The sequence below is a fragment of the Geodermatophilus sp. SYSU D00742 genome (assembly GCF_054049935.1).
Genome location: NZ_JBJGYJ010000022.1, coordinates 57,461 through 82,713 on the forward strand (window position 1 = coordinate 57,461; position 25,253 = coordinate 82,713).

At 73.3% G+C, this 25,253-nt stretch carries 26 protein-coding genes; 18 read left to right on the forward strand and 8 right to left on the reverse strand.

Features of this window, described 5'->3' with window-relative positions; all coding sequences use genetic code 11:
• Positions 1-120: 120 nt before the first annotated feature.
• Together ACI78V_RS15530 and ACI78V_RS15535 are read left to right on the forward strand one after the other, a co-directional pair.
• Positions 121-1,983, forward strand: a complete 1,863-nt coding sequence (locus ACI78V_RS15530) for a DEDD exonuclease domain-containing protein (RefSeq protein ID WP_456852268.1) — start codon at positions 121-123, stop codon at positions 1,981-1,983.
• The gene (locus ACI78V_RS15535) at positions 1,980-2,267 is read left to right on the forward strand and encodes an Lrp/AsnC family transcriptional regulator (protein WP_097204490.1); all 288 of its coding nucleotides are present in this window, start codon (positions 1,980-1,982) and stop codon (positions 2,265-2,267) included. The genes ACI78V_RS15530 and ACI78V_RS15535 overlap by 4 nt, the downstream gene beginning before the upstream one ends.
• 47 nt (positions 2,268-2,314) lie before the next feature.
• Here the strand turns inward: ACI78V_RS15535 and trpD are convergent, their stop codons facing one another.
• The gene (trpD, locus tag ACI78V_RS15540) at positions 2,315-3,361 is read right to left on the reverse strand and encodes an anthranilate phosphoribosyltransferase (RefSeq protein WP_456852270.1); all 1,047 of its coding nucleotides are present in this window, start codon (positions 3,359-3,361) and stop codon (positions 2,315-2,317) included.
• Entirely contained in the window at positions 3,358-3,771 is a 414-nt protein-coding gene (locus ACI78V_RS15545) for a hypothetical protein (RefSeq protein WP_456852272.1), read from the reverse strand. Before ACI78V_RS15545 ends, trpD begins: the two co-directional genes overlap by 4 nt.
• 130 nt (positions 3,772-3,901) lie before the next feature.
• On the opposite strand from ACI78V_RS15545, the gene ctaE reads away from it, so the two are divergent.
• From ctaE to qcrB, 4 genes are all read left to right on the forward strand, one after another.
• Entirely contained in the window at positions 3,902-4,516 is a 615-nt protein-coding gene (gene ctaE / locus ACI78V_RS15550) for an aa3-type cytochrome oxidase subunit III (RefSeq protein ID WP_456852274.1), read from the forward strand.
• 7 nt (positions 4,517-4,523) lie between these two features.
• On the forward strand, positions 4,524-5,411 hold the full coding sequence (gene qcrC, locus ACI78V_RS15555) for a cytochrome bc1 complex diheme cytochrome c subunit (RefSeq protein WP_456852276.1): 888 nt from the start codon (positions 4,524-4,526) through the stop codon (positions 5,409-5,411).
• 73 nt (positions 5,412-5,484) lie between these two features.
• Positions 5,485-6,597, forward strand: a complete 1,113-nt coding sequence (qcrA, locus tag ACI78V_RS15560) for a cytochrome bc1 complex Rieske iron-sulfur subunit (RefSeq protein WP_456852278.1) — start codon at positions 5,485-5,487, stop codon at positions 6,595-6,597.
• Positions 6,597-8,261 carry a cytochrome bc1 complex cytochrome b subunit gene (gene qcrB / locus ACI78V_RS15565; RefSeq protein ID WP_456852279.1) on the forward strand — a complete coding sequence of 555 codons (1,665 nt, stop codon included), beginning with the start codon at positions 6,597-6,599 and terminating at the stop codon, positions 8,259-8,261. The genes qcrA and qcrB overlap by 1 nt, the downstream gene beginning before the upstream one ends.
• An 858-nt stretch (positions 8,262-9,119) precedes the next feature.
• On the opposite strand, the gene ACI78V_RS15570 is transcribed toward qcrB, so the two are convergent.
• On the reverse strand, positions 9,120-9,521 hold the full coding sequence (locus ACI78V_RS15570) for a cytochrome c oxidase subunit 4 (protein WP_456852281.1): 402 nt from the start codon (positions 9,519-9,521) through the stop codon (positions 9,120-9,122).
• 45 nt (positions 9,522-9,566) lie between these two features.
• Positions 9,567-10,436: an aa3-type cytochrome oxidase subunit II gene (ctaC, locus tag ACI78V_RS15575; protein WP_456852283.1), complete on the reverse strand. Its 870-nt coding sequence runs from the start codon at positions 10,434-10,436 to the stop codon at positions 9,567-9,569.
• A 251-nt stretch (positions 10,437-10,687) separates the two neighbouring features.
• On the opposite strand from ctaC, the gene ACI78V_RS15580 reads away from it, so the two are divergent.
• From ACI78V_RS15580 to asnB, 3 genes are read left to right on the forward strand one after another with little or no spacing between them, the layout of a single operon-like run.
• On the forward strand, positions 10,688-11,053 hold the full coding sequence (locus ACI78V_RS15580; RefSeq protein ID WP_456852285.1) for a metalloprotease: 366 nt from the start codon (positions 10,688-10,690) through the stop codon (positions 11,051-11,053).
• The gene (locus ACI78V_RS15585) at positions 11,043-11,417 is read left to right on the forward strand and encodes a DUF3817 domain-containing protein (protein ID WP_456852286.1); all 375 of its coding nucleotides are present in this window, start codon (positions 11,043-11,045) and stop codon (positions 11,415-11,417) included. The genes ACI78V_RS15580 and ACI78V_RS15585 overlap by 11 nt, the downstream gene beginning before the upstream one ends.
• Before the next feature lie 58 nt (positions 11,418-11,475).
• A complete protein-coding gene (asnB, locus tag ACI78V_RS15590) occupies positions 11,476-13,410 on the forward strand; it encodes an asparagine synthase (glutamine-hydrolyzing) (RefSeq protein ID WP_456852288.1) in 1,935 nt (644 codons plus the stop codon).
• A gap of 192 nt (positions 13,411-13,602) precedes the next feature.
• Here asnB and ACI78V_RS15595 read toward each other — a convergent pair whose 3' ends face one another.
• The gene (locus tag ACI78V_RS15595; protein ID WP_456852290.1) at positions 13,603-13,950 is read right to left on the reverse strand and encodes a HesB/IscA family protein; all 348 of its coding nucleotides are present in this window, start codon (positions 13,948-13,950) and stop codon (positions 13,603-13,605) included.
• A gap of 145 nt (positions 13,951-14,095) precedes the next feature.
• Here ACI78V_RS15595 and ACI78V_RS15600 point away from each other — a divergent pair, with 145 nt between their 5' ends.
• Positions 14,096-14,704, forward strand: a complete 609-nt coding sequence (locus tag ACI78V_RS15600) for a DUF3043 domain-containing protein (RefSeq protein ID WP_456852292.1) — start codon at positions 14,096-14,098, stop codon at positions 14,702-14,704.
• Between the two features lie 122 nt (positions 14,705-14,826).
• Positions 14,827-15,810 carry an aldo/keto reductase family protein gene (locus ACI78V_RS15605; RefSeq protein ID WP_456852294.1) on the forward strand — a complete coding sequence of 328 codons (984 nt, stop codon included), beginning with the start codon at positions 14,827-14,829 and terminating at the stop codon, positions 15,808-15,810.
• A gap of 55 nt (positions 15,811-15,865) precedes the next feature.
• On the opposite strand, the gene ACI78V_RS15610 is transcribed toward ACI78V_RS15605, so the two are convergent.
• Positions 15,866-16,078, reverse strand: a complete 213-nt coding sequence (locus ACI78V_RS15610; protein WP_456852295.1) for a hypothetical protein — start codon at positions 16,076-16,078, stop codon at positions 15,866-15,868.
• A gap of 118 nt (positions 16,079-16,196) precedes the next feature.
• On the opposite strand from ACI78V_RS15610, the gene ACI78V_RS15615 reads away from it, so the two are divergent.
• From ACI78V_RS15615 to ACI78V_RS15630, 4 genes are read left to right on the forward strand one after another with little or no spacing between them, the layout of a single operon-like run.
• Positions 16,197-16,634 (forward strand): phage holin family protein, encoded by a 438-nt coding sequence (locus ACI78V_RS15615; protein WP_456852296.1) that lies wholly within the window; start codon positions 16,197-16,199, stop codon positions 16,632-16,634.
• Positions 16,631-17,059 carry a DUF3618 domain-containing protein gene (locus ACI78V_RS15620; protein WP_456852297.1) on the forward strand — a complete coding sequence of 143 codons (429 nt, stop codon included), beginning with the start codon at positions 16,631-16,633 and terminating at the stop codon, positions 17,057-17,059. The genes ACI78V_RS15615 and ACI78V_RS15620 overlap by 4 nt, the downstream gene beginning before the upstream one ends.
• Positions 17,056-17,331 (forward strand): DUF4235 domain-containing protein, encoded by a 276-nt coding sequence (locus ACI78V_RS15625; protein ID WP_456852299.1) that lies wholly within the window; start codon positions 17,056-17,058, stop codon positions 17,329-17,331. Before ACI78V_RS15620 ends, ACI78V_RS15625 begins: the two co-directional genes overlap by 4 nt.
• A 1-nt stretch (position 17,332) precedes the next feature.
• Positions 17,333-18,469: a YihY/virulence factor BrkB family protein gene (locus ACI78V_RS15630; RefSeq protein WP_456852300.1), complete on the forward strand. Its 1,137-nt coding sequence runs from the start codon at positions 17,333-17,335 to the stop codon at positions 18,467-18,469.
• A gap of 11 nt (positions 18,470-18,480) precedes the next feature.
• On the opposite strand, the gene gcvT is transcribed toward ACI78V_RS15630, so the two are convergent.
• The gene (gene gcvT / locus ACI78V_RS15635; RefSeq protein WP_456852302.1) at positions 18,481-19,599 is read right to left on the reverse strand and encodes a glycine cleavage system aminomethyltransferase GcvT; all 1,119 of its coding nucleotides are present in this window, start codon (positions 19,597-19,599) and stop codon (positions 18,481-18,483) included.
• 158 nt (positions 19,600-19,757) lie between these two features.
• Between gcvT and ACI78V_RS15640 the strand changes: the two genes are divergently transcribed.
• The gene (locus ACI78V_RS15640) at positions 19,758-21,269 is read left to right on the forward strand and encodes a leucyl aminopeptidase (protein WP_456852303.1); all 1,512 of its coding nucleotides are present in this window, start codon (positions 19,758-19,760) and stop codon (positions 21,267-21,269) included.
• A gap of 42 nt (positions 21,270-21,311) precedes the next feature.
• Here ACI78V_RS15640 and ACI78V_RS15645 read toward each other — a convergent pair whose 3' ends face one another.
• Positions 21,312-21,653 (reverse strand): oxidoreductase, encoded by a 342-nt coding sequence (locus tag ACI78V_RS15645; RefSeq protein ID WP_456852304.1) that lies wholly within the window; start codon positions 21,651-21,653, stop codon positions 21,312-21,314.
• Positions 21,654-21,806: 153 nt separating this feature from the next.
• Between ACI78V_RS15645 and lpdA the strand changes: the two genes are divergently transcribed.
• Positions 21,807-23,186 (forward strand): dihydrolipoyl dehydrogenase, encoded by a 1,380-nt coding sequence (gene lpdA, locus ACI78V_RS15650; protein WP_456852306.1) that lies wholly within the window; start codon positions 21,807-21,809, stop codon positions 23,184-23,186.
• A 50-nt stretch (positions 23,187-23,236) separates the two neighbouring features.
• A complete protein-coding gene (sucB, locus tag ACI78V_RS15655) occupies positions 23,237-25,144 on the forward strand; it encodes a 2-oxoglutarate dehydrogenase, E2 component, dihydrolipoamide succinyltransferase (protein ID WP_456852307.1) in 1,908 nt (635 codons plus the stop codon).
• Positions 25,145-25,253: the final 109 nt, after the last annotated feature.

Below are 25,253 nucleotides of genomic sequence, written 5' to 3' on the forward strand. Positions count from 1 at the left end.
GCACGCTAGGGAGGGGTTCCGACAGTTCCGCGCGACCATGATCCGGGGTCACCCGGGCGATCCGGCGGGCACCGGCGCGCGTCCCCGGGACTGTCACTGCCCCGACCTACCGTCCGCCCCGTGCCCTCTTCCCCTGCCCGGCTGGCCGGGACAGCCGCCCGGGCCGCCGCGGGGCTCCCCCGCTACGAGCAGGCGACCATCGAGGAGCTCGGCACCCCGCTGGCCGAGGTCACCTTCGTCGTCGTCGACCTGGAGACGACCGGCGGTTCACCCAAGGACAGCGCCATCACCGAGATCGGCGCCGTCAAGGTCCGGGGCGGCGCCGTCCTCGGCGAGTTCCAGACCCTGGTCGACCCCGGCTGCGAGATCCCGCCCTACATCAGCGTCCTGACCGGGATCACCTCGACGATGGTCGCCACCGCCCCACGCATCGGCGCGGTGCTGCCGAGCTTCCTGGAGTTCGCCCGCGGCGCGGTCCTGGTCGCGCACAACGCCCCGTTCGACCTCGGGTTCCTCAAGGCCGCCTGCGCGGAGAACGGCATCCCGTGGCCGGCCGCGGCCTCGGTCGACACCGCCGTCCTCGCCCGCCGGCTGCTCAGCCGCGACGAGGTGCCCAACTGCAAGCTGGCGACCCTGGCGCCCTACTTCCGCACCACCACCGAGCCCTGCCACCGCGCGCTGGCCGACGCCCGCGCCACCGTCGACGTGCTGCACGGGCTCTTCGAGCGGCTCGGCCCGCTCGGGATCACCAGCCTGGAGGAGCTCACCGCCCTCACCCGCCAGGTCGACCCCGAACGGCTGCGCAAGCGGCACCTGGCCGACGCGGTCCCCTCCGGCCCGGGCGTCTACCTCTTCCGCGGCCCGCGCGAGGAGCCGCTCTACGTCGGGACGTCGAACGACCTGCGCAGCCGGGTGCGCAGCTACTTCACCGCCGGGGAGCAGCGCAGCCGGATCACCGAGATGGTGGCGCTCGCGCAGCGGGTCGACGCGATCCCCTGCGCGCACGACCTCGAGGCCGCCGTGCGGGAACTACGGCTGATCGCCGAGCAGAAGCCGCGCTACAACCGGCGGTCGAGGTTCCCGGAACGGGCGCTGTGGGTGCGGCTGACCGAGGAGCCGTTCCCCCGGCTGTCGGTGGTCCGCCGGGTGCGCCCCGGCGCGGGGGTGTTCCTGGGCCCGTTCCCCGACCGCCGGGCCGCCGACGCCGCCGTCGCCGCCATCCACGAGTCCCTGCCGCTGCGGCAGTGCACCGGCCGGCTGTCCCTGCGCGTGCTGCGTACCGCCTGTGCCCTGGCCGGGATGGGCCGCTGCGGCGCCCCCTGCACCGGCGCACAGTCGGTGGAGGAGTACGCCGGCATCGCGGGGGTCCTGCGGGCCGCCGTCGCGGCCGACCCGGAGGCACTGCTCGCGCCGCTCCTGGCCCGGGTGGACCGGCTGGCCGCCGAGGAGCGCTACGAGGACGCCGCGGTGCTGCGCGACCGGGTGGCGGTCCTCGTCCGCGCCGTCCGCCGGCGGCAACGGCTGGAGTCGCTGGCCGCGGTGCCGGAGCTGGTCCTGGCCCGCCCCGACGGCGAGGGCGGCTGGCAGCTGTCCGTCGTCCGCCGGGGGCGGCTGGTGGCCGCCGGCTGCGCACCCCGGGGGACGTCGGTGCGGGAGACGCTGGCCGGCCTGCTGGCCACCGCGGAGACGCCCCTGGGCCCGGAGGACGAGCTGGCCGCCTCGGTCGACGAGACGGAGCTGGTCCTGCGCTGGATGGAGAAGCCGGGCACGCGCCTGGTGCAGGTGTCCGGCACCCTGGCGTGCCCGGTGCCCGGCACGGGGAGCTACAGCGCCTTCCTCGACCGGGTGGAGGCCGGGCGCGCCGGCCGCGACCCGTTCGCCGACACCCGCTCCCTCAGCACCCGCGCGCGGCCCGACCGCGTCTCGCCCGGGTCGCGTGCGGCCACCGGGGCCGCGGCACCCCGGCTAGCATCGCCGGCGTGATCACCGCCATCGTCATGATCGACGCGGCCACCGACGCGATCCCCGAGGTGGCCGAGGCCGTCGCCGACCTCGACGGGGTCAGCGAGGTCTACTCGGTCGCCGGCACCGTCGACCTCATCGCCGTGGTCCGCGTGCGCGAGTTCGAGCAGATCGCCGACGTGGTGGCGGGGCGGATCAACAAGGTCCCCGGCGTCCTGGAGACCGACACCCACATCGCCTTCCGCGCCTACTCCCGGCACGACCTCGAGGCGGCGTTCGCGATCGGGTTCGACTCCGCCGACTGAACGGCCCCGTCCGGAGCCCGCGCGCGGTGCGGCGGAGGGGTGCCTGCTCAGCCGCGCAGCGACCGGCTGACCTCGACCCACCGGTCGAGCTGCGCCTGCGCCCGCCCGTCGTCGATCGCCGCGGCGGCCCGCTCCACCCCGCCGGCGAGGACGTCGTGCAGCCGCCCGGCCCGGTCGTCGAACGCGGCGAGCGCGGCGGCGGCGTTGAGGAGCACCGCGTCCCGGACCGGCCCCCGCTCACCGGCCACCACCCGCCGGAAGACGTCGGCGTTGAAGGCCGGGTCACCGCCCCGCAGCGCGCCTTCCGGCGGGACCTCGATCCCCAGCGCGGTGGGGTCGAGCCGGTCGGCCTCCACCCCCCCGTCGCGGACCACCCACACCGACGAGGTGGTGGTGGTCGTGAGTTCGTCCAGTCCGTCGTCCCCCCGGAACACCAGACCGCGCGTGCCGCGTCCGGCCAGCACGGCGGCCAGGACCGGCGCCATGCGGACGTCGGCACAGCCGATGGCGGCTGCGACCGGGCGCGCCGGGTTGGCCAGCGGTCCGAGGAAGTTGAAGACCGTCCCCACGCCCATCTCCCGCCGCGGCACGGCGGTGTGCCGGTACCCCGGGTGGAAGACCGGCGCGAAGAAGAAGCCGATCCCGGCCTCCTGCACGCAGGCGGCGACCGCCTCGGCCGGCAGGTCGATCACCACACCGAGCGCCTCGAGGACGTCCGCGGCCCCGGAGGACGACGATGCGGCCCGGTTGCCGTGCTTGGCGACCGGCACCCCCGCCGCGGCGGTCACGACCGCGGCCATCGTCGAGATGTTGACCGTGTGCGCCTGGTCCCCACCGGTGCCCACGATGTCGACGCAGTCCAGGGGCAGGTGCACCGGCGTGGCGCGCTCGAGCATGGTGGCCGACAGGCCGGCGACCTCCTCCGCCGACTCGCCCTTGGCCCGCAGCGCGACGGCGAAGGCGGCGATCTGGGCCGGCGTCGCCTCGCCGGCCATGACCTCCCGCATCGCCCAGGCGGCATCGTCGGTGGAGAGGTCCTGCCGGGCCAGCAGGCGGGTGAGCAGCCCCGGCCAGGTGGGCGCGCCGGCGCTCACCGGCGGGCGGCCGGCCGGCCCACCCGGTCGCGCAGCACGTCGGCGACGACGGTGGGGGCGGTCAGCGGGTCCACGGGGAACGGCAGGGTGGCGTCGGCCTGGGACCAGTGCGCCAGCCAGCGGTCGGGCTGCCGGGCGATGAGCACGCACAGCGCCGGGCGGTCGGCGACCTCGACGGTGATCTGGCGGCTCAGGGCGAGCCCGCCGGCCGGCTGGGCCTCGCCGTCGAGGATGCAGAGGTCGACGGACCCGCCGTCCACCGTCTCGATGACCTCCTGGTCCGTGGCGCACTCGATCCAGGTCAGGGGGCCGACGTCGGCCGCCGGTCGGCGGCCCACGGCCGTCCGCACGGCAGCACGTACCTCGGGCCGGGAGCTGTAGACCAGGACGGTGGCCGGCGCGTCGCTCACTCGGCCGAGACTAGTGCCCGGACCGCCCGCGCCGGGGACGACAGTCGCGAGGTATCGGGGAGGTCACGCTGCCGCCACGCGCGCCCACCCGCGGTCGTCGGCTCACCGGGGCCGATGCCATGATGGCCTCGTGACAACGGCTCCCGTCGCGAGCGGCACCTTCGACACCTCGCGGGTGCACTCCCTGACCCGTCCGAACATGGTCAGCGTCGGCACGATCATCTGGCTCTCCAGCGAGCTGATGTTCTTCGCCGGGCTCTTCGCCATGTACTTCACCGCGCGGGCCCGTGCCACCGAGGGGTGGCCGCCCGAGCCGACCGAGCTGAACCTGCCCTACGCGCTGGTCTTCACGATCATCCTGGTGGCCTCCTCGGTCACCTGCCAGCTCGGCGTGTTCGCGGCGGAGAACGGCAACGTCTACGGCCTGCGGCGCTGGTTCACGATCACCTTCGTGATGGGCCTGGTGTTCGTGCTCGGGCAGGCGAACGAGTACCGCGTGCTCGTCGTCGACCACGGCACGTCGATCTCCAGCTCCACGTACGGCTCAGTCTTCTACCTGACGACCGGCTTCCACGCGCTGCACGTGATCGGGGGCCTGGTCGCCTTCGTCTACATGCTCATCCGGTCCACCATGGGCCGCTTCACGCCGGCACAGGCGACCGCGGCGATCGTGGTCTCCTACTACTGGCACTTCGTCGACGTCGTGTGGGTCGGGCTCTTCGCCACGATCTACCTGATCCGCTAGGGAACCGGTGTCCACCACGAACCCGCAGTCCGACGCCCAGCCCGACGACGTGACGCCGCGCGGCCGCGCCCGCTGGTCGCGCCGTCCGGCTGAGGGCTCCCCCGCCGCCGCGGCCCGCACCCGCCGCCGCTCGAAGCACCGCCGCCGGGTGGTCAACGTGGCCGGCCTCATGGCTGCCCTCGTGCTGACCGGCACCCTGTACTCGGCGCTGTCGCCGGCCTACGCGACCGACGAGGGGACCACCACCGAGTCCTCCGCCGAGGCCGCCGGCCGGGAGCTGTACGAGCGCAGCTGCATCACCTGTCACGGCGCGAACCTCGAGGGTGTCCCCAACCGCGGGCCCTCGCTCATCGGTGTCGGTGAGGCGGCCGTCTACTTCCAGGTGCACACCGGCCGCATGCCGCTGGTCCGCCAGGAGGCGCAGGCCCCGGACAAGCCGGCCGTCTTCTCCGACGAGGAGATCGACCAGCTGATGGCCTACGTGCAGGCCAACGGCGGCGGGCCGACGCTCCCCTCCGGGGACCTCCGGGACGGCGACCTGGCCCTCGGTGGCGAGCTCTTCCGGCTCAACTGCGCGTCGTGCCACAACTTCGTCGGCGAGGGTGGCGCGCTGTCCTCCGGCAAGCGGGCGCCCAGCCTCAACGACGTCAACGACCTCGAGATCTACACCGCGATGCTGACCGGACCGGAGAACATGCCGGTCTTCGGGGACAACCAGCTCACCCCCGACGAGAAGCGGTCGATCATCAACTACGTGCAGACGATCCAGGGCCAGGCCGACCCCGGCGGCTTCGGCGTCGGCCGCATGGGCCCGGTCGCCGAGGGCCTGGTCATCTGGACCGTCGGCGTCGCCGCGCTGCTCTTCGGCATCTTCTGGATGGGGAGCAAGGCGTGAGCACGCCCACCGGCTCCGCACCGGCGACTTCGGCCCAGCGACCGCTGACCGTGTGGGTCAGCGAGGAGGAAGCGTGAGTACGCGCGACAGCCGCCCCGGTTCCACCGGCGGCGCCGACGTCCCCGGGCCGCTGCACAGCGGTCCGGACGACGACTACACCCCCGAGCAACTGGCGGCGATGCCGCGCGAGGAGCTCGACCGCCTGGGCGCCCGCTACGACGGGGTCGAGATCCTGCACGTCGACCCGGGCCCCGAGCCCGGGTCGCGGCTGGAGAAGCGCGCCGTCCGCCAGGTGGGTCTCACCTTCGCCCTCGCCGGCCTGGCCGCCCTCGCCTTCGTCGTCGTGTACGTCGGCTCCGGCTGGTTCCTGCCGGACTGGCGGTGGGAGATCACCGACGGCGGGTGGAGCGCACTGTTCACCCCCCTCCTCGGCGTGCTGATGGGCCTCGCTCTCGCCCTGGTCGGCGTCGGGCTGGTGCTCTACACCAAGAAGCTGCTGCCGCACGAGACCGCGGTCCAGGACAAGCACGACGGCTCGCACTTCGACCGGGTCACCACCGGCGCGACGCTGGTCGGCGGCCTGCACAACAGCGGCCTGGCCCGCCGGAAGCTGCTCACCCGCTCGATGGCGTTCATGGGCGGCGGCCTCGGCCTCATGCTCCTCATGCCGCTGGGCGGTCTGATCAAGAACCCCAACCGGGGCGACCCCCTGGGCACCACGAGCTGGGCCGAGGGCGTGCGGCTGGTGCGTGACGACGGCACCCCCATCCGCCCCGGCGACCAGGAGCCCGGGTCGATCGAGACGGTGTTCCCGGCCGTCCCCGGCGGGAACCACGAGTCCGACGCCCCCACGATGCTCTTCCGCCTCCGGCCGGAACAGGTGGAGGTGCTGCGTCCCCGGGAGGGCCACGCGGACTTCGCCTACGGGGACTACGTCGCCTTCTCCAAGATCTGCACGCACGCCGGGTGCCCGGTGTCGCTGTACGAGCAGGAGACCAGCCGCATCCTCTGCCCGTGCCACCAGTCGATGTTCGACATCACCCAGGGCGCCAAGCCGGTCTTCGGCCCGGCCACCCGGCCCCTGCCCCAGCTACCGATCACGGTCGACGACGAGGGCTACTTCGTGGCCCGCAGTGACTACATTGAGGCTGTCGGCCCGACCTACTGGAACCGGGAGCGCATCTGATGGCTCGCACCGCCACGGCGCCGGGTACCCCCACGACCCGACTCGGCAAGGCGGCCTTCGAGGTCGACGACCGTCTCATCGTCGCCGGCCCCCTCCGCCGCACGCTGAACAAGGTCTTCCCGGACCACTGGTCGTTCCTCCTGGGCGAGATCGCCCTGTACGCCTTCATCATCCTGCTGCTGTCGGGCACCTACCTGACGTTCTTCTTCGACGCCTCGATGACCGAGGTGGTGTACGAGGGCTCCTACGCACCGCTGCGCGGTGTGACGATGTCCGCCGCGTACGACTCGGCGCTGCAGCTGTCCTTCGACGTCCGCGGCGGCCTCTTCATGCGGCAGATCCACCACTGGGCGGCGCTGCTGTTCGTCGCGGCCATCGTGGTGCACCTGTTCCGCATCTTCTTCACCGGGGCGTTCCGCCGGCCCCGGGAGAGCAACTGGCTCATCGGCGTGGTCATGCTGGTCCTCGCCCTGCTCATGGGCGTCACCGGTTACACCCTCCCCGACGACCTGCTCTCCGGCACGGGCCTGCGGATCATCAGCGCGATCCTGCTGTCGGTCCCCGTGATCGGCACCTGGGCACACTTCGCGGTGTTCAACGGCGACTTCGTGGGCACCGAGATCATCGGGCGCTTCTACATCGCCCACGTGCTGATCATCCCGGCGATCCTGCTGGCGCTCATCGCGCTGCACCTGCTGATCCTGGTCAAGCAGAAGCACACGCAGTTCCCCGGCCCGGGCCGGACCGAGCACAACGTCGTCGGCAACCGCCTCTTCCCCACCTTCGCGGGGAAGGCCACGGGTCTGCTGTTCATCGTGTTCGGCGTCTGCGCCGCCCTAGGTGGGCTCGTGCAGATCAACCCGGTGTGGCTGTGGGGCCCGTACAACCCGGCCCAGGTGTCGGCCGCCTCCCAGCCGGACTGGTACATCATGTTCCTGGACGGGTCGACGCGTCTGTTCCCGGCCTGGGACATCAACCTGCCCGGCGACTACACCATCCCGGCCCTGTTCTGGCCGACCGTCGTCATCGCCGGGCTGATGTTCACGGTCCTGGCGCTGTACCCGATGATCGAGCGCAAGCTGACCCGCGACACCGCGTCGCACCACCTGCTGCAGCGTCCGCGCGACGTGCCGGTGCGCACGTCGCTCGGGACGATGGCGATCGCCTTCTACGTGATCCTGCTGATCTCCGGTGGCAACGACGTCATCGCGGACAAGTTCGACATCAGCCTGAACGCGATGACCTGGTTCGGCCGCATCGGCGTGATCATCATCCCGCCGATCGTCTACGTGTTCACCTACCGGATCTGCCTGGGCCTGCAGCAGCACGACCGCGAGGTGCTCGAGCACGGCATCGAGACCGGCGTGATCCGCCGGCTCCCGAACGGCGAGTTCATCGAGGTCCACCAGCCCCTGGGTCCTGTGGACGAGCACGGTCACGGCGCGCTGGCCTACGGCGGTGCCCCGGTGCCCAAGCGCATGAACCACGTGGGCGGCGCCCGTCGCGCCATCCGCGGCTTCTTCACCCCCGTCGAGGAGCCGGCGCAGGTGGAGCTCGAGCAGCGGCAGGAGGCGCACGGCCAGGCCTCCAGCGAGGCGGCCCGTGAGCTGACCTCCTCCGGTCGTCCGGCGGACGGCGGCCGGCCGCAGGAGCCGCGCGACTGATCGACCGCAGTACGAGTGGGGCCCCGGTGGATTCCGCCGGGGCCCCACTCGTCTGTCCCGCCCGTCCTCGCGCCCACCCCCGGCCGACCGGACGCGCCGGGGCCGCAGCGCGTGCGCAGGCCACTGCGTGGCCGTGGAGCGGGCAGCCACACCAGCGCGGGCCCGCACCTCCTCCTGCACCGGTCGACCGGCCTGTTGCCGTACCGCGGCCCCGCCCGTCAGCCCCCGCCGGTGCGCACCGAGGGTCCCCTGCCTCCGTCGGAACGGGGAGCCACCGCCGGCCACGGGCCCGGTCCCCGCTCGGCGTGCAACCCGGGCGGACGACGCCCCCGCCCCCGGCCGGGGCGCGCGGACGCACAGGACCCCGTCCCCCACCCTTCGATCGGGCCACCGCCGCGTCGAGCTGCCGCCACGGCGCGGCCCAGGCCCCCTCCGCCGCTCGAGCCACGCCGGAGCCCCGGCCGGTGCTCAGGCGGACGCCGCGGGCCGATGCCCCGAGCCGCTGCTCCCGCCGAGCCGGCGGTGCCGGCCCAGGTGCGGTGACGTCTGCGGTGGGTGGCCTCGGTGGCCCCCGGACACGCCGTGCGGGCGCGACGCTGCCGCGAGGGGTGTCTCTCGACCGCACCGTCGTCACAGCGCCGCCGGGGCCGCACCGGCGGCAGGCGTCGCTCCGTGGCCTGATCGTGCTGTGCCGGGCAGGGACGGCGACCGGTACCGCAGCCGGGCGACGGTGCGCCGTCCACGACCGCCCGACTCCGGGACCGTGCGCGTTCTCCGGCAGCCGTTCGGCGTCCACCGACGACGAGGGCCCCTCCCCGCGGATGCGGGGAGGGGCCCTCGTCGGTGAGCCGGGAGGACTCAGCTCTGCGCGTTCTGCCCGACGTAGTACTCGAACAGCAGCCCACCGATGGTGATCAGCAGGGCCGCCCCGGCGAGGATGATCAGCCACGGGTAGAAGAACGCCAGGGCGACACCCATGAGCGCCGCGGAGAGTGCGATCGCGAACGGCCAGTAGCTACCCGGGCTGAAGAAGCCCAGTTCGCCGGCGCCGTCGGCGATGTCGGCGTCCTTGCGGTCCTCCGGGCGCGCGTCGATCCGGCGGGAGACGAACCAGAAGAACCCGCCGATCAGGAACGTGAGTCCACCGGAGAGCACCAGAGCCGTCGTGCCGATCGGCTCCCGGGACCACACCCCGTAGACGATCGCCATCGCGATGCAGAAGACACCGATGACGTTGAAGATGAGCGCTTCGACCTTCACGGCCGTCCCTCCTGCTGCGTGGTGGAGACCCGGTGGAGCCGCATGTCAGCCATCGGCCCGCTGCGCGTCGTCGACGAGGTCCCACGCCGACGTGGTCTGCGCCTCACCGGGCTGACCGATGCTCTCCAGGGCGTCGAACGTGCTCAGACCCGACTCGCGGGCCGCCAGGTAGGCGTCGTAGTCGTCGGCGGTCACGGCCCGGAGCTCGAAGTTCATGTACGCGTGGTAGGTGCCGCACAGCTCGGCGCAGCGACCGACGAAGGCACCCTCCTCGCGGACGGTCACCTCGAAGACGTTGTCCCGGCCGTTCTCGTTGCCGGGGATGACGTCGAGCTTGAAGAGGAACTCGGGCACCCAGAACGAGTGGATGACGTCGGCCGAGGCCACCTCGAACCGCACCGTCTGGTCGGTCGGGACCACGAGGATCGGGATCTCCGCGCTGTTGCCCACGGTGCTCACCGGCTCGCCGTCGGCGCCCGTGGTCTCGGGGTAGACGAACTGCCAGTTCCACTTGAACGCGTTGACCGCGATGGTGGTGTCGGGGTCCTCGCTGCGCTCCATGACCTTGTTCTGCGTCACCACGGTGAAGAAGAACAGGCCGGCGATGATGAGGAACGGGATGATCGTGTAGACGATCTCCAGTGGCAGGTTGTACGCCGTCTGCTTGGGCAGCTCGTCGGAGCGCTTCCGGTGCCGGACCACCGACCACAGGATCAGGCCCCAGACGCCGATGCCGACGATCAGCGCCGCGATGACCGACCAGATCCACAGGTCCCGCATCGCGTAGGCCTCGTCGGTGATCCCGTCGGGCCACCCCCAGCGCCAGAACTCGTTGTTGGGCGTGCACCCGGTGAGGGTGACCACCCCCAGGAGACCGAGCGCGGCGACCCGCGCGAGCCTGCTGCCTCGAGCCACTGCTCGCTGCCTCCTCGTCCTCCGCCCGGACCTCCCGGACGGTCGTTCCCGGCGCGCCGTCCACCGGTTCGGCGGACGGCTGCTGTGCCGACCACAGTCTGGGGCGAGACTAGCCGACCCCGCATGGCGGCCGACCACCGGAGACGGACTCGCGGCGGGTCGCGCCCGTGCCCCCGTGGGAGCCCGCCTCCGAGGTGAGCCCCCTCACCGGTGACCCCGGCGACGCGGGCACGCCGGTTACAGTCGGAGCCGTGTACACCCGGTTGCTGACCCCCAAGTGGGTGCTCATGCACCTGCTGGTGGCGGCACTGTTCGTCGCCACGTTCTTCCTGGGCTACTGGCAGCTGACCAAGGCCGAGGCCGGAGGCGGCGCGGTCAACTGGAGCTACGCGCTGCAGTGGCCGCTGTACGGGCTCATGGGCCTGTGGTTCTACGTGCGCATGTGCCGCGAGGAGCTGAACCGCGACCCCGACGCCGACGAGCCGGGCGTCGACATCGTCCTCTACCAGCGGCCGCGCATCGACACCACCGGCGACCCGGAGCTGGCCGCCTACAACGCCTACCTGGCCGAGCTCAACGAGAAGGCGCTGGGCCAGCGGAGCGACCGTGGCCGCTGAACGGACCGGAGGCACCAGCGCCCTCCCCCGGGCTCTCGCGCGCCGTGTGGGGCAGAACGTGCCCGCCGCGCTGGTGCGCTACCGGGTCATGGCATGGATCGTGGGCGTGCTGCTGATCGCGCTGATCCTGGTCGCCGTCCCGCTGAAGTACGCCGCCGACATGGACCAGCCGGTCGCCGTCATCGGCACCCTGCACGGCTGGCTCTACTTCATCTTCTTCCTGGTCGCCTGCGACCTCGCGCTGCGCGCGCGGTGGACCCTCAGGGGCTCCGTCCTCGTGCTGCTCGCGGGCACCGTCCCGATCCTGTCCTTCGTCGCCGAGCGGATCGCCACCCGCAAGACCCGCGCCGGCGAGCGCGTCTGACCCCGTCCCCGGCCGTGACGGCCGGGACTCGAGCCGACCCCCCGGAGACCTGCGCCTCATGTGCGGCCTGCTGGCATACCTGTCCACCGACGCCGACCGGGTCGGCGACTCCCACGTCTCGGACGTGCAGGAGGCCCTGCACTGCCTGCACCACCGCGGGCCCGACGACACCGCCGTCTGGGCGGACTCCCGGGTCGTCCTTGGCTTCAACCGGTTGTCCATCATCGACGTCGAGGGCAGTCCCCAGCCCCTCCCCTACGCCGGCGGCCGCTACCGGATCCTGTTCAACGGGGAGATCTACAACTACCTGGAGCTGCGCGAGGAGCTGGCCGCCGCCGGCGCGGAGCTGACCACGCACGGCGACACCGAGACGATCGTCGCCGGCTACCACCTGTGGGGTCAGGACGTCGTCCGCAAGCTGCGCGGGATGTTCGCCTTCGTCATCTGGGACACCCGGACCCGGACGGCGTTCGGCGCCCGTGACCCGTTCGGCATCAAGCCGCTGTTCACCGCCCGGCTGGCCGACGGCGGCCTGGTCTTCAGCTCCGAGAAGAAGGCCGTGCTCGAGATGCTCGGCGGCAGCGCGGCCGCCGGCGGTGTCGACCCCGCGTCCCTGCAGCACTACCTGACGCTGCAGTACGTCCCCGAGCCGGCGACGCTGCACCGGGGCATCCGCCGCATCGAGAGCGGCACCAGCTTCACCGTCGTGGACGGGGAGCTGCACACCAGCCGCTACTTCCACCCCACCTTCCGGCCGCAGCCGGTGGCGACGGGCCGGGAGCAGGAGCTCTACGACCGGATCGCGGCGGCGCTCGACGAGTCGGTGGCCAAGCACATGCGCGCCGACGTCACCGTCGGCTCGTTCCTCTCCAGCGGCATCGACTCCACCGCCATCGCCGCGCTCGCCCACCGGTACAACCCCGACCTCATGACCTTCACGGTCGGCTTCCAGCGGGAGTCGACCTCCGAGGTGGACATCGCCGCGGAGTCCGCACGGACCCTCGGCGTCCGGCACGTGCCGGTGGAGATCACCGCGGAGCAGTTCGCCGAGGTGATCCCCGAGGTGGTCTGGTACCTGGACGACCCGGTCGCCGACCCCGCGCTGGTGCCGCTGTACTTCGTGGCCCGCGAGGCCCGCAAGCACGTCAAGGTCGTGCTGTCCGGCGAGGGGGCCGACGAGCTGTTCGGGGGCTACACCATCTACCGCGAGCCGCTGAGCCTGGCCTGGGCCGAGCGGGTCCCCCGGTTCGGCAAGCGGGCGATGGCGGCGCTGTCGGAGCGGCTGCCCGAGGGGATGCGTGGCAAGGACCTCCTGCGCCGGGCGTCGATCCCGCTCGAGGAGCGCTACTACGGCAACGCCCGCAACTTCTCCGGGCCGGAACTGGCGCAGCTGATGCGGGGCCACGACCCCGACCTGTCGCACGTCACCGTGACCGAGAGCCTCTACCGCCAGACCCGCGAGGCCGGCTACGACGACGTCACGGCCATGCAGTACGTCGACCTCTTCACATGGCTGCGCGGGGACATCCTGGTCAAGGCCGACAAGGTGACCATGGCCAACTCCCTGGAGCTCCGGGTGCCCTTCCTGGACCCCGAGGTCTTCGCCCTGGCCAGCACCATCCCGCTCGACCAGCGGGTCCCCCGGGGCAGCGACGCCACGAAGTACGCACTGCGGCGGGCGATGGAGCAGATCGTGCCGCCGTCGATCCTGCACCGGCGCAAGCTGGGCTTCCCCGTGCCGACGGCGGACTTCCTCGCCGGCCCGCTGCACCAGTGGGCCCGCGACATCGTCACCGACAGCCAGACCGACGAGTGGCTCGACCGCGGCCACGTGCTGGACCTGCTCGACCGGCTGCGCGGGGCCGAGGTGCCCAGCAAGCGGATCGCCCGCCAGGTGTGGGAGGTGCTGGTCTTCATGGTCTGGCACGGCATCTTCGTGGAGGAGCGGATCCGCCCCGAGATCCCCGAGACCGTCTACCCGGTCACGCTGTAGGGACGCGCACAGCACGAAGGCCCGGCCCCCTCGGGGGCCGGGCCTTCGTGCGTGTCGGTCAGGTGCGCCGCTGCTGCGAGCGGTGGCGCCGCGACGCCGGGGCCCGGGGGGTTCCGGCCCGGTGCCACGGTGCGGCTCGACGCAGCGGCGACGACACCTGGCCGCGGTGCGGTCCGGAGGACCGCGGTGTGCTCAGTGGAACGAGTCGCCGCAGGCGCAGGAACCCTGCGCGTTCGGGTTGTCGATCGTGAAGCCCTGCTTCTCGATGGTGTCGACGAAGTCGATCACCGCGCCGCCGAGGTAGGGGGTGCTCATGCGGTCGACGATGACCTCGACCCCACCGAACTCGAAGGTCTGGTCGCCGTCGAGGAACCGCTCGTCGAAGAAGAGCTGGTAGCGGAGGCCGGAGCAGCCGCCGGGCTGGACGGCGATGCGCAGCCGGAGGTCGTCGCGGCCTTCCTGGTCCAGCAGCGCCTTCACCTTCGCGGCAGCAGGCTCGCTGAGGACGACGCCGGTTGCTGCGGTGTCCTGCACCGTCATGTCTGTAGTCCTCCCACGTTCGAGGGTGCCCGGAGCGGCACGTCCTGTTCCAGGCCAACACCGCCGGAGCGGGTCCTCTTCCACTGTACGGCCGACGGCCGCGCAGAGGCCGGGAACGGTCCAGGTCACACGTAGACTCGCTGCCGTGAAGTTCCGTCTGCCCGGGCGCCGCGACCGCGCCGAGGCCGCCCCCGCCACCGACGCCGACCTGACCGCGCAGCTGGTGAAGGCGGGCGGCAAGGGCCGGCCCACCCCCAAGCGGAGCGAGGCCCAGGGCCGCCGTCCCGGTCCTCCCCCGCCGCCTCCGACCACCCGCAAGGAGGCCTACCGCCGGATGCGGGAGCAGCAGGCGACCACGCGCGGCGCCGCCCGCGCCGGGGCCCTGGCGGGCGACGACAGCTACCTGCCGGCTCGCGACCGTGGCCCGGTGCGCAAGCTGGTGCGGGACGTGGTGGACGCGCGGCGCAACGCCGGCAGCTTCTTCCTCGTCGTGGCGGCCCTCGTGCTGGTCGGCTACTTCATCCCCAGCCCGGCGGTGCAGAGCTACACCGTCTTCCTCTGGTTCCTGTTCTTCCTGGTGATCATCGCCGACTCGGTGTTCCTGGGCCGGCGCATCAAGCGCAAGGTGCTCGAGCGCTTCCCGGGGCAGGACCACAGGATGCGCGGCCTGGTCTGGTACGGCATCAGCCGCTCGACCATGGTCCGCCGGTGGCGGTTCCCCAAGCCCGAGGTGGCACTGGGCGCGGAGGTCTGACGGCCTCCTCCACGCGGGGGGCCTGCAGGCCCCCTCCACGCGGCGGTCCGGAGGCCCGTCCAGGGGCCCGCGCCGAGCGGGCGAGGCGCGAGGCGGACGGGGTCCTTATAGCGTCGGCGCCCGTGGAATCCCGACGACTGGGCCGCTCCGGCCTCACCATCTCCGCGATCGCCTACGGCAACTGGCTCACGCACGGCAGCCAGGTCGAGGAGGACGCCGCGCACGCCTGCGTGCGGGCCGCCCTCGACGCCGGCATCACGACCTTCGACACCGCCGACGTCTACGCCGGCACCCGCGCCGAGTCCGTGCTGGGTCGCGCCCTGGCCGGTCAGCGCCGCGAGGGGCTCGAGGTCTTCACCAAGGTCTACTGGCCGACCGGCCCGGGGCACAACGACCGGGGGCTGTCCCGCAAGCACATCACCGAGAGCTGCCACGCCTCGCTGCGGCGGCTGCAGACCGACTACGTCGACCTCTACCAGGCGCACCGCTACGACCCGACCGTCCCGCTCGAGGAGACGATGACCGCCTTCGCCGACCTCGTGCGGGCCGGCAAGGTGCTCTACATCGGCGTCTCCGAGTGGCGGGCCGACGAGATCGCCGCCGGTGCTGCCCTCGCCCGGGACCTCGGCGTCCAGCTGATAAGCAACCAGCCGCAGTACTCGATGCTGTGGCGGGTCATCGAGGACGAGGTCGTCCCCACCTCCGAGAAGGAGGGGCTGTCCCAGATCGTGTGGTCGCCGCTCGCGCAGGGCGTCCTGACCGGCAAGTACCTGCCCGGGCAGCAGCCCCCGCCGGACAGCCGGGGCGGGCACGCCGAGGTCGGGGGGTCGATGCAGCGGTTCCTGCGCGACGACGTCCTCACGCGGGTCCAGGAGCTGCGGCCGATCGCCGCGGACCTCGGCCTGTCGATGGCGCAGCTCGCCGTGGCGTGGGTGCTCCAGAACCGCAACGTCGCCGCGGCGATCATCGGCGCCAGCCGACCCGAGCAGGTGCAGGACAACGTGCAGGCCGCCGGCGTGACCCTCGACGGCGACGTCCTGAAGCGGATCGACGAGGTCCTCGGCGACGTCGTGGAGCGCGACCCGGGCAAGACCTCCCGCGGCTGAGGAGGACCCCGACCGCCGCTCCCTGGGCCCGCCCGGCCGCCCCTCGCGGGCGGGCTCAGGTGGCGGCGAGCCCCATCGGGCCGTAGACCTCGTCGTCGCCGTCGAAGAGTGTCACCGTGGCCACCCCGCGTTCGAGCAGCACCCGCCAGTGCTCGCCCAGCCACGACTCGGCGTCGCCCTGGTTGTCCGTCTCCGGGACCTCGACGCCGACCGACGCCGGGTCCACCTCCGCCCCCGAGGGGTCCTCCAGCCGCCAGTACCAGCTCATGGCGGCGAGGCTAGTGGCCGGCGCGGCCGTGCCCGGAGTGTGACCTGCCCCTGGTTACCCGATCGATCATCGCGGGCATGTCAGGTCATCGACCGTCCCTTCCCGGACCGGAGGACCGATGACCCACCCCACCGCGGGCGCGAGCCGAGCCCCCGCACCGCCCCCCGCACCGGAGGACGCCTCCACCGGGCAGCTGATCGGCCAGCTGACCGAGCAGATCTCGAAGCTGGTCCGCGACGAGGCCCGGCTGGCCCAGGCCGAGATGACGCAGAAGGCCAAGCGGCTGGGTGTCGGTGCCGGCCTGTTCGGCGGCGCCGGGCTGGTCGCGTTCTTCGGCCTGGCTGCGCTCGTCACCACCGCGATCCTGCTGCTGGACCTCGCGCTGCCGACCTGGGCGGCCGCCCTCGTGGTCACCGTCGTGCTCTTCGTGGTCGCCGGGGTGCTGGCCCTGGTCGGCAAGAAGGACGTGCAGAAGGGCACGCCGCCGGTGCCCACCGAGGCGATCGCCAGCACCCGGACCGACATCGCGACCGTGAGGGAGAGTGCACGCCGGTGAGCACCCCGCGCAGCGCAGGCCCGGCCGGGGACGGCGCGCCGAAGGACCCCGACGCGATCAAGGCAGAGATCGAGGCCACCCGCGAGCAGCTCAGCCGCACCGTCGACGAACTGTCGCACCGGCTCGACGTCCCGGCCCGCGCCAAGGAGAGCGCGTTCCGGGCCCGGGACACCGCCGTCGAGACCTACCGCGAGAGCCCGCCCGCCGTCGTGGGCGCCGGCGCGGGTCTCGCCGCGCTCCTCGGCCTGCTGGTCTGGCGCCGCCGGACCAGGGACCGCCGGGTGGCGAGGCGGGCTGCGAGGCGGGAGGCGAAGCAGGCCGCCAGGGCGCTGACCGCCCGCCGGGCGGCCACCGGGAGAACCGCCCGCACATCGGCACGGAAGTCCGCGCAGAAGGCCCGGCGGGCCGCGAGGAGGACGAAGTGAGCAGCAAGGGAGCCAAGCTCGCCTACCGGCCGATCGGCCTGATCGGCGGCGTCCTCGCCGGCACCGTGTCCGGCGCGATCTTCAAACAGGTGTGGAAGTGGGTGGCCAGGCGGGACGACGCCCCGGACGCGCTGCAGAGCGAGTACCCGATGTCCCAGGTGGTCATCTCCGCCGCTCTGCAGGGCGCCATCTTCGCCGCCACGAAGGCCACCATCGACCGGCTCGGCGCCCGCGGCTTCACCAAGCTGACCGGCAGCTGGCCGGGCGACTGACGTGTCCGGCACCCGACACCACGACAGCGCCGTCGACCGGATCCGGGAACGGGTCGAGGAGAAGGCGGCGCGCCGCGCGGCCGCGAAGGCCGCCGCCGAGCGCCGTCCGCACCCCGACGCCGGCGGCCCGCCACCCGGGTCGCCCAGCGAGCAGCAGCTCCCGGGCGTCACCGCGGAGTCCCCCACGCAGATCCCCCTGCGCGGCTGGAAGCAGGTCGTCAAGCGGGCCTGGGCGGAGAACAAGGCCGACAACATGCCGATCATCGCCGGCGGCGTCGCCTTCTTCGGCTTCCTCGCCATCTTCCCGGCGCTGATCGCGACCATCTCGATCTACGGGCTGGTCGCCTCCCCGGAGCAGGTCACCGAGCAGATCGAGTCGATCTCGGCACAGTTGCCCGAGAGCGCGCAGCAGATCCTCACCGAGCAGCTGACCTCGATCACCAGCAACAGCGGCGGGGCGCTGACCGTCGGCCTGATCGTCTCCATCCTCGCCGCGCTGTGGAGCGCCTCCGGGGGCGTGGGCAACCTGATCACCGCGGTGAACCTCGCCTACGACGAGGTGGAGACCCGCGGGTTCGTCAAGCTGCGCGCGACGTCGTTGGCCCTGACCCTCGGTGCGATCGTCTTCGTGCTGGTCACGATCACCCTGGTCGCCGTCGTCCCGGCGGTCCTGGAGGACCTCCCCCTCGGTGTGGTCGGCACGGTGCTGGCCCAGGTCGTGCGCTGGGTGCTCCTGCTCGGCGTCTTCGCCGGCGGCCTGGCCGTCGTCTACCGGGTGGCGCCGGACCGAGACGCCCCGCAGCTGCGCTGGGTCAGCCTCGGCTCGATCGTCGTCACCGTCGTGTGGGCGCTGGTCAGCATCGGCTTCAGCTTCTACGTCGACAACTTCGGGTCCTACAACGAGACCTACGGGGCGATCGCCGGCGTCATCGTGCTGATGCTGTGGCTGTACCTGACCTGCTACCTGGTGCTGCTCGGCGCCGAGATCAACGCCGAGGCCGAGCACCAGACGGCACGGGACACCACCTCCGGGGAGCCGCGGCCGATGGGTGAGCGCGACGCCGTGGTGGCCGACACGCTGCCCGACAAGCCGGAGCCCACCAAGGAGGACAAGGACCCCACCCGCAAGAACCGGTAGCGCTGCGGCGCTCAGCGCACGTGCGAGGGCACGAACGGCGGCCGCACGACCTGCACGGTCTGCGGCCGCCCACGCACGTCGACGGCGAGCTCGGCGCCCTCCGCCGGCCCCGCCGCGGTGTCGAGCAGCGCGAGGGCGATCCCCGTGCGCAGGGACGGCGAGAACGTGCCGCTGGTGACCTCCCCGACGCGGGCCCCCTCGGCGTCGAGCACCGCCATCCCCGGCCGCGGGATGCCCCGGCCGGTGGCACGCAGGCCCCACAGCTGCCGGGCCGGGCCCCGCTCCTTCTCCGCCAGCAGCGCCTCCCGGCCCCAGAACGCCGGCTTCCGCCAGCCGACCGCCCAACCGGCGCGGGCCTGGGTGGGGGTGATGTCCGGGGACAGCTCGTGCCCGTGCAGGGGGTACCCCATCTCGGTGCGCAGGGTGTCGCGGGCGCCGAGGCCGCACAGCCGCAGCCCCTCGTCGCGGCCCATGTCGACCAGCACGTCCCACAGCTCACCGGCCTCCTCGGCCGGTGCGAGCAGTTCGTAGCCGTGCTCGCCGGTGTACCCGGTGCGGCATACGGTCACCTCGGTGTGCCCGCCCCCGGTGCCGGTCACGAAGGACATGTAGGGCAGTTCGCCGGGCAGGCCGAGGAAGGACAGCACCTGCGCCGACCGCGGCCCCTGCACGGCGAGGACGGCGACGTCGGCGTGCCGGTCGGTGACGACCACCCCGGACGGCGCCGCGTCGGTCAGCCGGGCGACCACCTCGGCGGCGTTGGCGGCGTTGGGGACCAGCAGCACGTCGTCGGCGCCGTGCAGGTAGACGATGAGGTCGTCGACCACGCCGCCGGCCCGCGGGTCGCCGTCGGGCAGGCAGCACATCGTGTACTGCGCCTGCCCCGGCCCGATGCGGGACAGGTCGTTGGTCAGGCACGAGTCGACGAACGCCGCGGCACCCGACCCGCGCACGGTGACCGTCCCCAGGTGGGAGACGTCGAAGAGACCGACCCCCGTACGGACGGCGGTGTGCTCGGCGAGCACGCCACCGCCGGCGTACTCGATCGGCATCGTCCAGCCGCCGAAGTCGGCCAGCTTCGCGCCGGCCGCGACGTGCCGCTCGTGCAGGGGCGAGGTCCGCGGGGTCACGGACGGCACGCTAGCCCTCGTCGCGGGCCCCGGGCGGCCTGCCTGCGGGTCCACCGGGAGCGGGCGGACGGCGGGGGCATGGCGGGCGGCCTCCTCGCAGGGGCCCGCGCCGAGCCTGCGAGGCGTGGGGGGCGAGGGGGTCCTTCTAGGATCGAGCGGTGCCGCCGACGATCACCGCCACCGACCGCCCGCTCGAGAAGCTCACCGCCGACGCCGTCGTCGTCGGCATCGGCAAGGGCCCCGACGGCCTCCTGCCCACGCCCGGCGCGGAGGCCGTGGACCGCCTGCTGGGTGGCCGCCTGCTGCCCGCGCTGGCCGACCTCGGCGCGCGCGGCGGCGAGGAGGAGGTCACCCGGGTGGCCAGCCTCGGGCAGGGCCCCTTCGCGGTGGTCGCGGCCGTCGGGCTGGGCGCTCCGGAGTCGGCCGGCGGATACGGCGCCGAGGCGGTCCGCTGCGCGGCCGGGGCCGCCAGCCGGGCGCTGGGCGGGCGCGGCTCGGTCGTGACCCTGCTGGCCGCCGTGGGCGGCACCCCCGATGCCGCGCGCCTGCACGCGGTCGGCGAGGGCAGCCTGCTGGGCGCCTACGAGTTCACCGCCTACAAGTCCGGCCTGGCCGCCGACCGGCCCACCCCGCCGCGGGAGTTCACCGTCGTGGTCCCCGATGCCGGCGACGCCCGCGCCGCGCTGGCCCGCGCCCGTGCCGTGGCCGACGCGGTGACCCTGGTCCGCGACCTGGTGAACACCCCGCCCAACGACCTCTACCCGGCCGAGCTCGCCGACCGCGGCGCCGCCGCGGGCAAGGCCGCCGGACTCTCCGTCGAGGTCCTCGACGAGGACGCGCTGGCGGCAGGCGGCTACGGCGGCATCCTCGCCGTCGGCGGCGGCTCGGTGCGCAAGCCGCGCCTGCTGCGCCTGACCTACAGCGGCAAGAAGGCCCGCAAGAGGATCGCGCTGGTCGGCAAGGGCATCACCTTCGACAGCGGCGGCCTGTCCATCAAGCCCGCGTTGAAGATGGAGGACATGAAGAGCGACATGGCCGGCGCGGCCGCCGTGATCGCCACCGTGTGCCTGGTCGCCGAGCTCGGGCTCCCGGTCGAGGTGACCGCCACCGTCCCGATCGCCGAGAACCTGCCCAGCGGCACCGCCTACCGGCCCGCCGACGTGGTGACCTTCCGCAACGGCAAGAAGGCCGAGATCACCAACACCGACGCCGAGGGCCGCGTCGTCCTGGCCGACGCGATCTCCCGTGCCGCGGAGGACTCCCCCGACTACCTGCTGGAGACCGCCACCCTCACCGGCGCCCAGCTGGTCGCGCTGGGCTCGCGCACCGCCGGCGTCATGGGCAGCGACGACCTGCGGGACGCCGTCGTGGCCGCCAGCCGGCGCAGCGGGGAGTCGATGTGGCCGATGCCGATGCCCGCGGAGCTGCGCAAGGGGCTGGACTCACCGGTCGCCGACTTCGTCAACGCCAACGCCGACCGGATGGGCGGCATGCTCGTCGGTGCGCACTTCCTGGCCGAGTTCGTGCCGAGCGGCCTGCCGTGGGCGCACATCGACATCGCCGGGCCGAGCTACAACACGGGGGCCGCGTGGGGCTACACGCCCAAGGGCGGCACCGGCGTCCCGGTGCGGACGCTGCTGGCCACCATCGAGGACCTCATCGCGGAGTGACGTGGCGGTCGTGCCCGGCTCCTCCCGCCGGGCGCGACCGCCTCAGCCCGTCCCGTCCGCGCGCCGTCGGGCCGTCCAGTCCCGCATCCGCTGCGGGTACCCGGTGACCTGCGCGTCGTAGACGGGCACCCCCAGCTCGCGGGACAACCGCCGCGCGGTGTCCGGTCCGTGGATGCGGCGCCGGGTCCACTCGCCGTCGGCGGCCACGAGGACGATCGTGGACTCGGTGACCGCTGTCCGCGGCTCGACGAAGCCCTCGACGCCCCGGCGGGTCGCGACGAACTGCTCCAGGTGGGCGAGGTCGGCCTTGCCGGCCCCGCGGTCGAGGGTGCCGCGCCGGTCGGCCGCGGGGGCTCCCCGCCGGAGACGCGTCCAGAACCCCATGTCTCGCTCCCGTCCGAACCGGCCACGGCCGCGCCGCGACGTCCGCGCTCCAGAACGGCACTGTCGGCCGTCGCGTTCCCGGAGTGGCAGGATGGGCGCGGACGTTCCCCCGCCCGCGTGAACGGGACGGGCCACTGCATTCGAGGAGAACTCGTGAGCGCACCCACCTCCCCCGCCGACCTGGTCATCCTCGGTGGTGGCTCGGGTGGCTACGCCGCCGCGCTGCGCGGCGCCGAGCTCGGCATGTCCGTCGTCCTGGTCGAGCGGGACAAGGTCGGCGGCACCTGCCTGCACCGGGGTTGCATCCCCACCAAGGCCCTGCTGCACGCCGGCGAGATCGCCGATGCCGCCCGCGAGGGTGAGCAGTTCGGGGTCAAGACCTCGCTGGCCGGCATCGACATGGACGGCGTCAACGGCTACAAGGACGGCGTGATCTCCCGGCTCCACAAGGGCCTGCAGGGCCTGATCAAGAGCCGCAAGATCACCTACGTCGAGGGTGAGGGCCGGCTGGTCTCCCCCACCGCCGTCGAGGTCGGCGGCCAGCGCTACGAGGGCAAGCACGTCCTGCTCGCCACCGGCTCGTACGCCCGCAGCCTGCCCGGCATCGAGATCGACGGCACCAAGGTCATCACCAGCGACCACGCGCTCAACCTCGACCGCGTACCCACCTCGGCGATCATCCTGGGCGGGGGGGTCATCGGCTGCGAGTTCGCCAGCGCCTGGAAGTCCTTCGGCGTCGACGTCACCATCGTCGAGGGCCTGCCGCACCTGGTCCCGCTGGAGGACGAGGCCTCCTCCAAGCTGCTGGAGCGGGCCTTCCGCCGCCGCAAGATCGACTTCTCCCTGGGCAGCCTGGTCTCCGGCGTGCAGACCACCGAGAACGGCGTCAAGGTCAGCCTGCAGAACGGCAAGGAGTTCGAGGCCGAGCTCGTGCTCGTCGCCGTCGGCCGCGGCCCGGTGAGCCAGGGCCTGGGCTACGAGGAGGCCGGGGTCGCGATGGACCGCGGCTACGTGCTGGTCGACGAGTACTGCCGGACCAACGTCCCCACCATCTCCGCGGTGGGCGACCTCATCCCCACCCTGCAGCTGGCCCACGTCGGTTTCGCCGAGGGCATCCTCGTCGCCGAGCGGCTGGCCGGGCTCAACCCCGCCCCGATCGACTACGCCGGCGTCCCGCGCATCACCTACTCCGACCCCGAGGTCGCCTCCGTGGGCCTCACCGAGGCCCAGGCCAAGGAGCGTTTCGGTGAGGTCAAGACCCTCACCTACGACCTCGGCGGCAACGGCCGCAGCCAGATCCTCAAGACGGCCGGCGCGGTCAAGCTCGTCCAGGCCGTCGACGGCCCCGTCGTCGGCGTGCACATGGTGGGCAGCCGCGTCGGTGAGCTCATCGCCGAGGCGCAGCTCATCTACAACTGGGAGGCCGAGGCCGACGACGTCGCCAGCCTCATCCACCCGCACCCGACCCAGAGCGAGGCCCTCGGCGAGGCGCACCTGGCGCTGGCCGGCAAGCCCCTGCACGTGCACGGCTGATCCACGTACCACCCCACCCACCCGAAGCGCCGAGAAGGAGCCCCGCCCCGATGCCGACCTCCGTCACCATGCCCGCCCTGGGCGAGAGCGTCACCGAGGGCACGGTCACCCGCTGGCTGAAGCAGGAGGGTGAGCAGGTCGAGGCCGACGAGCCTCTCCTCGAGGTGTCGACCGACAAGGTCGACACGGAGATCCCCTCGCCCGCAGCCGGGGTGCTGACCAAGATCCTCGTCGCCGAGGACGAGACCGTGGAGGTCGGCGCCGAGCTCGCCGTCATCGGCGGGGACGGCGACGGCGGCGCACCGGCCTCCGAGCCGGCGTCCGCCGAGGACACCACGGACATGCCGCAGACGCCGACCGAGCAGGTCCAGGACGTCGACGTCGCCGACCAGCAGGCGCAGGAGCCGGCACCGGCCGCCCCGGCGCCGTCGGGTGGGGGCTCCGGTGGCGGCGAGGGCACGCCGGTGACCATGCCGGCGCTCGGCGAGAGCGTCACCGAGGGCACCGTCACGCGGTGGCTGAAGTCCGTCGGCGACGAGGTCACCGCGGACGAGCCGCTGCTCGAGGTCTCCACGGACAAGGTCGACACCGAGATCCCGGCACCGGTCTCCGGCACCCTGCTGTCGATCTCGGTCAACGAGGACGAGACCGTCGACGTCGGCGCGGAGCTCGCCGTCATCGGCACCGGCGCGGCCGGTGGCGGGGCCCCGGCGGCTCCGGCTCCCCAGCCGGCCCAGGAGCAGGCGCCGGCCCAGCAGGAGGCGCCGGCCCAGCAGGAGGCGCCGGCCCAGCAGCAGGCCCCGGCCCAGCAGCAGGCCCCGGCCCAGCAGCCGACGCCGGAGCCGGCCCAGCCGGCGACGGCGACCGCCCAGCCCGGTGGGGACTACGGCTCCAGCGGCGCCCTGCCCACGCAGTCGCCGACCTCCGCGCCGTCGCCGGCCCAGGCGGTGGGCCCGTCGGCGCCCGCGTCGCAGGCCGGTGGCGGTGACGGCGGCGGGGACGGCGGCGGCACCTACGTCACCCCGCTGGTGCGCCGCCTCGCCGCCGAGCGCGGCGTCGACCTGTCCACCGTCAAGGGCACCGGCGTCGGTGGGCGGATCCGCAAGCAGGACGTGCTGGCGGCGGCCGAGGCGGCCTCCGCGCCGGCACCGGCCGCGGCTCCGGCTGCTGCCTCGGCGGGGGCCGGGCGCACCGCGCCGAAGCCCTCGCCGGCGGCCATGCCCGACACCTCGCTGCGCGGCCGGACCGAGAAGCTCTCCCGCCTGCGCACGGTCATCGCCCGCCGGATGGTGGAGTCGCTGGCGGTCAGCGCCCAGCTGACGACGGTCGTCGAGGCCGACGTGACGGCGATCGCCCGACTGCGCGCCCAGGCGAAGAAGGACTTCGAGGCCCGCGAGGGCGTCAAGCTCTCCTTCCTGCCCTTCTTCGCCAAGGCGGCGGTCGAGGCGCTCAAGGCCCACCCGGCGGTGAACTCCTCGATCGACCTCGAGGCCGGCACGGTCACGTACCACGACTCCGAGAACCTCGGCGTCGCGGTCGACACCGAGCGCGGGCTGCTGGTGCCGGTCATCAGGGACGCCGGTGACCTCAGCCTCGGCGGGCTGGCGCGCAAGATCGCCGACCTGGCCGAGCGCACCCGCACGAACAAGGTCACCCCCGACGAGCTCGGTGGCGGCACGTTCACGCTGACCAACACCGGCAGCCGCGGGGCGCTGTTCGACACGCCGATCATCAACCAGCCGCAGGTCGCGATCCTCGGCACCGGCTCGGTGGTCAAGCGTCCGGTGGTCGTCCAGGACGAGGACCTCGGCGAGGTCATCGCGGTCCGGTCGATGGTCTACCTGGCGCTGACCTACGACCACCGCATCGTCGACGGCGCCGACGCCGCCCGCTTCCTCACCACCGTGCGGGAGCGCCTCGAGGCCGCTCAGTTCCACGGCGAGCTCGGTCTCGCCTGATCCGCACCGATCGGGGGGGGGGGGGGGGGGGGGGGGGGCCGGGGGCGGCGTCGGGGCCCGCGGGGGGGCGGGGCCTCCCAAAAACGGGGGGGTCTCCCGGCCCGCGGGG

Excerpts from the sequence above, each read along its gene's own strand:
- sucB (WP_456852307.1), top strand. The coding sequence starts at position 23,237 with ATGCCGACCTCCGTCACCATGCCCGCCCTGGGCGAGAGCGTCACCGAG.
- asnB (WP_456852288.1), top strand. The coding sequence starts at position 11,476 with ATGTGCGGCCTGCTGGCATACCTGTCCACCGACGCCGACCGGGTCGGC.
- ACI78V_RS15645 (WP_456852304.1), bottom strand. The coding sequence starts at position 21,653 with ATGGGGTTCTGGACGCGTCTCCGGCGGGGAGCCCCCGCGGCCGACCGG.
- ACI78V_RS15595 (WP_456852290.1), bottom strand. The coding sequence starts at position 13,950 with ATGACGGTGCAGGACACCGCAGCAACCGGCGTCGTCCTCAGCGAGCCT.
- ACI78V_RS15610 (WP_456852295.1), bottom strand. The coding sequence starts at position 16,078 with ATGAGCTGGTACTGGCGGCTGGAGGACCCCTCGGGGGCGGAGGTGGAC.
- ACI78V_RS15615 (WP_456852296.1), top strand. The coding sequence starts at position 16,197 with ATGACCCACCCCACCGCGGGCGCGAGCCGAGCCCCCGCACCGCCCCCC.
- qcrB (WP_456852279.1), top strand. The coding sequence starts at position 6,597 with ATGGCTCGCACCGCCACGGCGCCGGGTACCCCCACGACCCGACTCGGC.